Origin of the sequence: Chitinophaga sp. (genome assembly GCF_036566945.1) — a bacterium.
Lineage (GTDB): Bacteria > Bacteroidota > Bacteroidia > Chitinophagales > Chitinophagaceae > Chitinophaga.
In genome coordinates, this window is record NZ_DATCVJ010001035.1 from 1 (window position 1) to 5,420 (window position 5,420).

2 protein-coding genes and 1 pseudogene are annotated in these 5,420 nt (G+C 45.3%); all 3 read left to right on the forward strand.

The window, feature by feature from the left end:
* Positions 1–4: 4 nt before the first annotated feature.
* Positions 5–88, forward strand: a complete 84-nt coding sequence (locus VIP81_RS31280; RefSeq protein ID WP_331971345.1) for a ribosomal protein L7/L12 — start codon at positions 5–7, stop codon at positions 86–88.
* 219 nt (positions 89–307) lie between these two features.
* The gene (rpoB, locus tag VIP81_RS31285) at positions 308–4,117 is read left to right on the forward strand and encodes a DNA-directed RNA polymerase subunit beta (RefSeq protein ID WP_331971342.1); all 3,810 of its coding nucleotides are present in this window, start codon (positions 308–310) and stop codon (positions 4,115–4,117) included.
* Positions 4,118–4,238: 121 nt separating this feature from the next.
* Positions 4,239–5,420: pseudogene (locus VIP81_RS31290) on the forward strand (DNA-directed RNA polymerase subunit beta'); the annotation flags it as partial.

Sequence of the window (5,420 nt, forward strand, 5' to 3'; positions counted from 1 at the left end):
ATCTATTAAAGAAGGCGTAAGCAAAGCTGAGGCTGAAGACCTGAAAGCTAAGCTGACTGAAGCTGGTGCTGATGTTGAAATTCAGTAATTCTTTGCTTAAGTATACATCTTTTAAAGGTCAAAAGTGCTTTTGCACTTTTGGCCTTATTCCCTTTGGGAAAGTGTCTTTTTCAGAGAGTCAAAACGGGGAATCACTAATAAGGTGACTTTGACCACGTGCAGAAGGCATAAATAAATTGGGATGGTATTGGCAAAGAAATCTTAATTTCCCTAATTCTTACAAGTCATATAACTGCTAACTTCGAATATGTCTCTAAAAAAAGCCCAAACAAACGAAAGAGTAAATTTTGGAAAGATCAAACAAGTTACTGAGACACCGGATCTGTTGGCTATCCAAATCCAATCTTTCAAGGATTTCTTCCAATTAGAAACCACACCAGACAAGCGAAACAACGAAGGACTTTTTAAGGTATTTAAAGAGAACTTCCCGATTACAGATACCAGAAATATCTTTAATCTGGAATTCCTTGATTATTTCGTGGATCCTCCGCGTTACACTATCGAGGAATGTATTGAGCGTGGGCTTACTTATTCCGTACCGTTGAAAGCGAAACTCCGCCTCAGCTGTAATGATGAGGAGCATGTGGATTTCCAGACGATTGTCCAGGATGTGTTCTTAGGAAACATTCCTTACATGACTCCAAGAGGTACTTTCGTTATTAATGGTGCTGAGCGCGTAGTTGTATCTCAACTGCATCGTTCACCTGGTGTTTTCTTTGGTCAATCTGTACATCCGAACGGTACCAAGATCTACTCTGCAAGGGTGATCCCGTTCAAGGGCGCATGGATGGAGTTTGCAACGGACATCAACAACGTGATGTACGCTTACATCGACCGTAAGAAGAAATTCCCGGTTACCACCCTGTTGCGTGCCATCGGCTATGAAACAGATAAGGATATCCTGCAGCTGTTTGGCATGGCAGATGAAGTAAAAGCAGACAAAAAAAGTCTTGATAAATATGCCGGCAAGAAGCTGGCTGCCCGTGTTTTAAGAAGCTGGGTAGAAGACTTTGTGGATGAGGATACCGGTGAAGTGGTGAGCATCGAGCGTAATGAAATTATGCTGGAGCGTGATAGCATCCTGGATGAAGCGAATATCGAAACCATCGTAGACATGGGATTGAAAAGCGTTTTCGTGCAGAAAGAAGAGGTGAGCGGCGATTTCTCCATCATCTACAATACATTAAATAAGGATACATCTAACTCCGAGCTGGAAGCCGTTCAGCACATCTACCGCCAACTGCGCGGTGCGGATGCGCCGGATGATGAAACTGCAAGGGGTATCATCGATAAATTGTTCTTCTCCGACAAACGTTACGATTTAGGTGACGTAGGTCGTTATAAGATCAACAGAAAATTAGGTCTTCCTACTCCGTTAGACATGAAAGTGCTGACGAAGGATGACATCATCTCCATCATCAAGTACCTGGTACAGCTGACCAATGGTAAAGCAGAAATCGATGATATCGATCACCTGTCTAACCGTCGTGTGCGTACTGTAGGCGAGCAGTTATATGCTCAGTTTGGTGTTGGTCTTGCCCGTATGGCTCGTACCATCCGTGAAAGAATGAACGTACGTGATAACGAGGTATTTACCCCGGTAGATCTGATCAACGCCAGGACTTTGTCTTCCGTGATCAACTCCTTCTTCGGTACTTCCCAGTTATCTCAGTTCCTGGATCAAACGAACCCGTTATCTGAAATCACGCACAAACGTCGTATTTCCGCTCTCGGACCCGGTGGTCTGAGTCGTGAAAGAGCAGGTTTTGAGGTGCGTGACGTTCACTATAGCCACTACGGCCGTCTGTGTACCATTGAAACACCAGAAGGACCAAACATTGGTCTGATCTCTACACTTTGCGTTCACGCAAAAGTGAATGAAATGGGCTTCATTGAAACACCTTACCGCAAAGTAAGAGACGGTAAAGTAGACATGCATAAAGTGGAGTTCCTGAGTGCTGAAGAGGAAGATTCTGTGAAGATTGCACAGGCGAACGCCCCACTGGATGAAAAAGGCCATTTCTTAAACGAAAAAGTAAAATCCCGCGAAACCGGTGACTTCCCGATTCTCGACAGAGAAGATGTGGAATTCATGGACGTGGCGCCTAACCAGATCGTAGGTTTGAGTGCTTCGCTGATTCCGTTCCTGGAACACGATGATGCCAACCGTGCGTTGATGGGATCAAACATGCAACGTCAGGCGGTGCCATTGCTGAACCCTGAAGTGCCTATCGTAGGTACTGGTCTGGAAGGCAAAGCTGCGCGTGACTCCCGTTTGCAGATTACTGCAGATGGTAATGGTGTGATCGAATTTGTGGATGCAAATGAAATTCATGTTCGTTACGAGCGTGATGAAATGCAGAAACTGGTGAGCTTTGAAGATGATCTGATCGTTTACACACTGACCAAATTCGTTAAAACCAACCAAAGCACCTGTATTAACCTCAGACCTTGCGTTAAGAAAGGTCAGCGCGTTAAGGATGGCGACTTCTTAACAGAAGGTTATGCTACCCGCGGTGGTGAACTGGCACTGGGACGTAACCTGAAGGTAGCGTTCATGCCATGGAAAGGTTACAACTTTGAGGATGCGATCGTAATCTCTGAGCGTGTTGCACGTGAGGATCTGTTTACTTCTATCCACATCGATGAATATGAACTGGAAGTTCGTGATACCAAACTGGGTGAAGAAGAACTGACTCCGGATATTCCTAACGTAAGTGAAGAGGCTACCAAAGACCTCGACCAGAACGGTATTATCCGTGTTGGTGCTCACATTAAAGAAGGCGATATCCTGATTGGTAAAATCACTCCGCGTGGTGAATCTGATCCTTCTCCTGAAGAAAAACTCTTAAGAGCGATCTTTGGTGACAAGGCTTCTGATGCGAAAGATGCTTCTCTGAAAGCACCTCCATCCACAGAAGGTGTGGTGATTGACAAGAAATTGTTCAGTCGCGCCAAGAAAGATAAGAACTCCAAAACCCGTGAGAAAGCAGCTATCGAGAAACTGGAGAAAATTCACCAGAAAAACGCGGAAGATGTGCTGGAAGTGCTGATGAGCAAATTGCTGGTATTACTGAAGGATAAAACCTCTCAGGGTATTACCAACACTTACGGTGAAGTATTGATTTCTAAGGGTTCCAAGTTCTCTCCGAAGAACCTGGTAAATATTGACTTCATGAACGTAAACCCACTGGGCTGGACAACAGACGAAGTGGTGAACGATCAGATCAATACCCTGCTGCATAACTATAACATCAAGTTCAACGAAGAGCTGGGTCGTTACAAACGTGAGAAGTTCAACATCTCTATTGGTGATGAGCTGCCAGCGGGTGTACTGAAACTGGCAAAGGTTTACCTGGCCAGCAAGCGTAAGTTGAAAGTGGGTGATAAGATGGCGGGACGTCACGGTAACAAGGGTATCGTTGCCAAGATTGTGCGTGATGAAGACATGCCTTTCCTGGAAGATGGTACACCACTGGATATCGTACTGAACCCACTCGGGGTACCTTCCCGTATGAACCTTGGACAGATCTATGAAACCGTATTAGGTTGGGCAGGTCTGAAACTGGGTGTACGTTTTGCGACTCCGATCTTTGACGGTGCTACTACAGAAGAAATTGCTGATTATATCAAAGAAGCCGGTTTACCTAGCTTCGGTCACGCTTACCTGTGTGATGGTGAAACGGGAGATCGTTTCCACCAGAAGGCAACCGTAGGTGTTATCTATATGCTTAAACTGAGCCACATGGTGGATGATAAGATGCACGCCCGTTCTATCGGACCGTACAGTCTCATTACCCAACAGCCGCTGGGTGGTAAAGCCCAGTTTGGTGGTCAGCGTTTTGGTGAGATGGAGGTGTGGGCACTGGAAGCATATGGTGCATCCAACATCCTGCAGGAACTGCTTACTATTAAATCAGATGATATCGTTGGTCGTGCCAAAGCATATGAATCTATCGTGAAAGGTGACAACATACCTAAAGCGGGTGTGCCTGAATCCTTCAATGTATTGATCCATGAATTGCGTGGTCTGGGTCTGGATCTGAAATTTGACTAAGAGCTTTTAGCTACCAGCCATTAGCAGCAATGCTAATGGCTGATAGCTTGGATATTTCGCAGGAATAAAATTTTTGTCGCTGGCTTATCACCAACGGCTAACAGCTAAAAGCTAATAACAGATGGCTATCAAGAAAGAAAATCGTCCTAAATCAAATTTTAACAGCATTACCATCAGTCTGGCTTCTCCCGATGTTATTCTGGAGCGTTCATACGGTGAGGTGCTGAAACCTGAAACCATCAACTACCGTACTTACAAGCCGGAACGTGATGGTTTATTCTGCGAAAGAATATTCGGGCCTGTAAAGGATTACGAATGCTATTGCGGAAAATACAAACGTATCCGTTATAAGGGTATTGTGTGTGATCGCTGCGGTGTTGAGGTAACGGAGAAGAAAGTACGTCGTGAAAGAATGGGCCACATTCGTTTAGTGGTACCCGTTGTACATATATGGTATTTCAAATCCCTGCCTAACAAGATTGGTTACCTGCTTGGAATGTCTTCCAAGAAACTGGAAACCATCGTGTATTACGAGAGATACGTAATTATCCAGGCGGGTATGAAACAGGAAAAAGGCATGAACTACGGTGATTTACTCACTGAAGAAGAATACCTGGATATCCTGGACACCTTACCAAAAGACAATCAGCTGTTACCGGATGAAGATCCTAACAAGTTTATTGCAAAGATGGGTGCGGAAGCGGTAGAAATGATGCTGGCCCGTATTGATCTGGACAGCCTTTCCTATCAGCTGCGTAACCAGGCGGCCACTGAAACTTCCCAGCAACGTAAAGCGGAAGCGCTGAAACGTCTGAGCGTGGTAGAAGCTTTCCGTGAAGCAAATGGTCGTGTAGAAAACCGTCCTGAATGGATGGTTATGCAATATATTCCTGTGGTACCTCCTGAACTGCGTCCGTTAGTTCCTTTGGATGGTGGCCGTTTCGCATCTTCTGATCTGAACGACCTTTACCGCAGGGTAATTATCCGTAACAACCGTCTGAAACGTTTGATTGAAATTAAGGCGCCTGAGGTGATCCTTCGTAACGAAAAACGTATGCTGCAGGAAGCGGTGGATTCCCTGTTCGACAACTCCCGTAAATCCAACGCGGTAAAAGCGGAAGGCGGTCGTGCACTGAAATCTCTGTCAGACGTACTGAAAGGTAAACAAGGTCGTTTCCGTCAGAACTTACTCGGTAAACGTGTGGATTATTCCGGACGTTCTGTTATCGTGGTAGGACCTGAACTGAAACTGCACGAATGTGGTTTGCCTAAGGATATGGCGGCTGAATTATTCAAACCGTTT

What these genes read in the sequence shown, in the direction of transcription:
- rpoB (WP_331971342.1), top strand. Translation starts at nt 308, where the DNA reads ATGTCTCTAAAAAAAGCCCAAACAAACGAAAGAGTAAATTTTGGAAAG.